At 75.1% G+C, this 3,531-nt stretch carries 3 protein-coding genes; all 3 read left to right on the forward strand.

Features of this window, described 5'->3' with window-relative positions; translation table 11 throughout:
* The coding region (locus tag AB8Z36_RS34860) for a condensation domain-containing protein (protein ID WP_369217393.1) at window positions 1-1,586 on the forward strand (1,586 nt) is incomplete at its 5' end.
* Between the two features lie 32 nt (window positions 1,587-1,618).
* Window positions 1,619-3,235, forward strand: coding sequence for a condensation domain-containing protein (locus AB8Z36_RS34865; RefSeq protein ID WP_369217394.1), 1,617 nt, complete (start codon window positions 1,619-1,621; stop codon window positions 3,233-3,235).
* A gap of 38 nt (window positions 3,236-3,273) precedes the next feature.
* The coding region (locus AB8Z36_RS34870) for a hypothetical protein (RefSeq protein ID WP_369217395.1) at window positions 3,274-3,531 on the forward strand (258 nt) is incomplete at its 3' end.

Consider the following 3,531-nt stretch of genomic DNA (forward strand, 5'->3'; position numbering starts at 1 on the left):
ATTTCACGCAGGACGAGCAGCGGGTCGCGGACGTGTGGAGCCATGTCCTCGAACGGCCCGKCACCGACCCGGACGCGAACCTGTTCGACCTGGGCGGGCACAGCCTGGCCGCCGCGCGCATCGCGCACGCCCTGCGCGTCAAGGTGCGTACCGTCTTCACCTTCCAGACCGTGGCCACGCTCACCGCCGCACTGGCCGGGAGCCTGCCCGAGCCCGTGACCGGGCGGCAGGGGGACGACGCGGTCGCGCCCGACGCGGGACCGCTGCCGCTGTCCCGGGCGCAGCGCCGCGTCTGGCTCACCTCACGGCGGGCGGGGTCGGACACCTTCGTCATCTCCGACCTCGTACGGCTCGGGCGCCGCGTCGACGCCGACGCGCTCCGCGCCGCTCTGGAGGCCGTCGTCGAGCGCCAGGACATGCTGCGGGCGCAGGTGCTGCCCCGGGGGACGGAGGCGGAGCTGACGGTCCTCGACCGGCTGCCCGGCGGTGCACCCTTGGTCGTCGTGGAGCTGCCCGGCGCCGACCCGGCGGGCGCGGAGGTCGCGGCCGCCCTGCGCGAGGCGCGGCGGGTCGGCTTCGCCCTGGACCGGGCGCCGTTGTTCGAGGTGCGGCTGCTGGCCGGACCCATCGGCGGCGATCTGCTCACCGTCACCGCACATCACCTGATCTACGACGGGGCCAGCGTCGATGTGCTGCTCCGCGACCTGTTCACCGCCTACGAGCGGGCCGTGCGCGGCGAGCCGCCCCGCCTCCCCCGGCTCGGCTACACCTACCGGGAGTGGATCAGGGAGGAGCGGGAGTGGCTGTCCGGGCCCGGGGCCGAGCGCGAGGTGGAGTTCTGGCGCGAGCGGCTGCGCGGTCTCCCCGCCGGTCCCGAGCCCGTGGACGCCGCCCGCCGCCGCAGCCGCAGGGGCCGCACCGCACTGGTCCGCAGGACCGTCCCCGCAGCTTGCCTCCAGGACGTGCCCGCGACCCCGTTCGCCCAGGTCGTGACCGCCTTCTCGGTCACGGTGCGGCAGCACACCCGGGCCACCGACCTGATCGTCGGCTTCGCCGCGGGACTCCGGCACCGGCCGGAGGCCGACGCACTGATCGGCTATCTGGTCAACGCGGTGCCGCTGCGGGTCACGTTCGACGACACCATCACCGGGCCGGAGCTGCTGCCCCGGGTCCAGGAGGGGATCGTCGAGGCCTACGAGCACTCCCGGCTGCCGTTCGACGTCCTCGCCGAACGGCTCTCCCTGCGCGCGGCACCGGGCCGCAGCCTCCTGCTCGATCTGGGGGTGAGCTGGGAGAACGCGGGGCTGCGGCCCGAGAGCCAGGTGGTCGAGGACCTGCTCGTCGACGATCTGCCCGCCACCAGCGACCTGTGGCTCTACGCCCGCGTCAAGGGCGACGTGCTCCACCTCGACCTCACCTACGACGACCAGCTGCTCGACGCGGCGGAGGCCGGTGCCTACGCCGATCACATCGTCGCCGCGCTGCGCGGTCTGACCACCGGAGGGACCGCACCACCAGCCGAACCCACGCCCCCGACCCTGTCCGCGAACGGCCCTGTTTGGAGCGACACCCACTATGACTTCTGACACCGCCATCCGGCCCGTGGGACGGGGCGACCGTGACTGACCTCGATCCGGCGCACCAGCTGTGCGCCCTGTTCGCCAAGGCGCTCGAACTCGACCACGTCACCCCCGGCACCGACTTCTTCCTCGCGGGCGGCCACAGCCTGTCGGCCCTCACCCTCGCCGTCTCCGTGGAGGAGGCGTTCGGGGTACGGGTCCGCGTACGGGACGTCTTCGAGGCCGCGACACCGGAACTCCTCGCGGCCCGGCTGGCCGGACTCGCGCCCGGGACGGCGCGGCCCGCCGGGCCGGACGTGCCGCGACCGCGCTCGGCCGACCCCCTGCCCGGCACCGAGGTGGCCGACGCCACGCGCTGGCTGTGGCTGGAACGGCAGCGCGCGGAAGGCGCCTCGGGCGCGTACACGGTGCCCTGCCTGCTGGACGGCGAAGGCCGCCCGGACGTCGACCGGCTGACGGCCGCCCTGGCCGCCCTCGCGAGGCGCCATCCGGCGCTGCGGACCGTCTTCGCCGAGCACCGGGGGGAGCCCCGGGCGGTCCTCACCGACGACGCCCCGCCGCTCGACGTGGTCGACCTCAGCGGGCGCGACCTGAGCGAGGCCCGGTTCGAGGCGCTGGTGGACGACTGTGTCGCGGTCCCGTTCGACCCGGCGACGGGCCCGCTGACCCGGGTCACCCTGTTCCTGCGCAGCGACGCCCGCTGGTCCCTGCTGCTCCTCGCCGACCACCTCGTGTGCGACGGGCGCAGCCTGGAGATCCTCGCGCACCAGCTCGTGGCGGCCTACGCGGACCCGGCGTCCCTCGCCGGACACCGGGCGGACGGCGAGCCGTCACCGGCAGCGCCCGCGCACCGCCCGCCGGAGGACCGGGAGGCCACGCTCGACCACTGGCGGAGCGTTCTGCTGCCGCCCCCCGCTCCGCTGCCCCTGCCGGTCGTCGGTCCCCGTACGGAACCGGCGGGCGCGAGCACCGGCATCGCGGCGCGGGAGATCGGCGCCGACGCGCTGCGCGGGCTCACGGAGCTCGGCAGGCGCCATCACGCGGGCCCGTTCACGCCGCTGACGGCGGCCGTCGCGCGGACCCTGGCCGCGCTCACCGGGAGCACCGACATCTGCCTGGGCACGGCCGTGGACCGGCGGGCCCGGCTCGGCGCGGAGGACGCGGTCGGCTTCCACATCGCCACGGTTCCGCTGCGCGTCGAGGTCGCGGACTCGATGTCCGGGGACGACCTGGTGGCTCAGGTCGCGCGGCGCACGGTGGACGCGGTGGACCACAGCGACGTCGCCTTCGACGCCCTGGTGGCGGCGCTCGACCCGCCGCGGGCCCCCGGGCGGATGCCGTTCTTCGACGTCTGGGTCGCGCTGTATCCCCGCATCGACACCGGTCCGTGCGCCCCGGACGGCATCGCCCTGCGCGGCGGTCCTACGCCGCTGCGCGTGGGCATGTTCGAGCTTTCGTTCCAGTTCGTGGAGCACGCGGACGGGATGCGGCTCGTGCTCCAGTACGACGCCCTGCGCTACGCCCCCGACACCGCGGAGCGGATGGTGCGGCGGCTCGGCGACGAGGTGTCGCGCCTGCTCGGCGACCCCGTCGAGCCCGTACCCGGGACGGAGCCGGCGCCCCAGACCTTCGGCGGCTTCCGGTTCGACGCCTGATCCGCCCTTTCACGCCCCTGCACTTGAGGAGACCGATGATGACCACGTCCACCCCGCCCCAGACAGCGACGGAGCTGCGCCTGAGCGCGGCCGAGGCCCGGCAGGTGTCCGAGCTGACGCTGCGTCTCGCCGAGCGGTATCCGGCCGCCGACGACGAACGCCTGCTCCAGGACCAGACGGTGATCGCACGGCCCCTGCGCTCGTCGTCGGGGCCGCACTCGGTGCCGAGCAGCGCCCTCGCGAACCCGTCGGCCTGCTCGGGCCGCACGCCCGTGACCCGCAGCAACTGCCACGGG

Source organism: Streptomyces flavofungini, assembly GCF_041028215.1.
Classification (GTDB): Bacteria; Actinomycetota; Actinomycetes; order Streptomycetales; family Streptomycetaceae; genus Streptomyces; species Streptomyces flavofungini_B.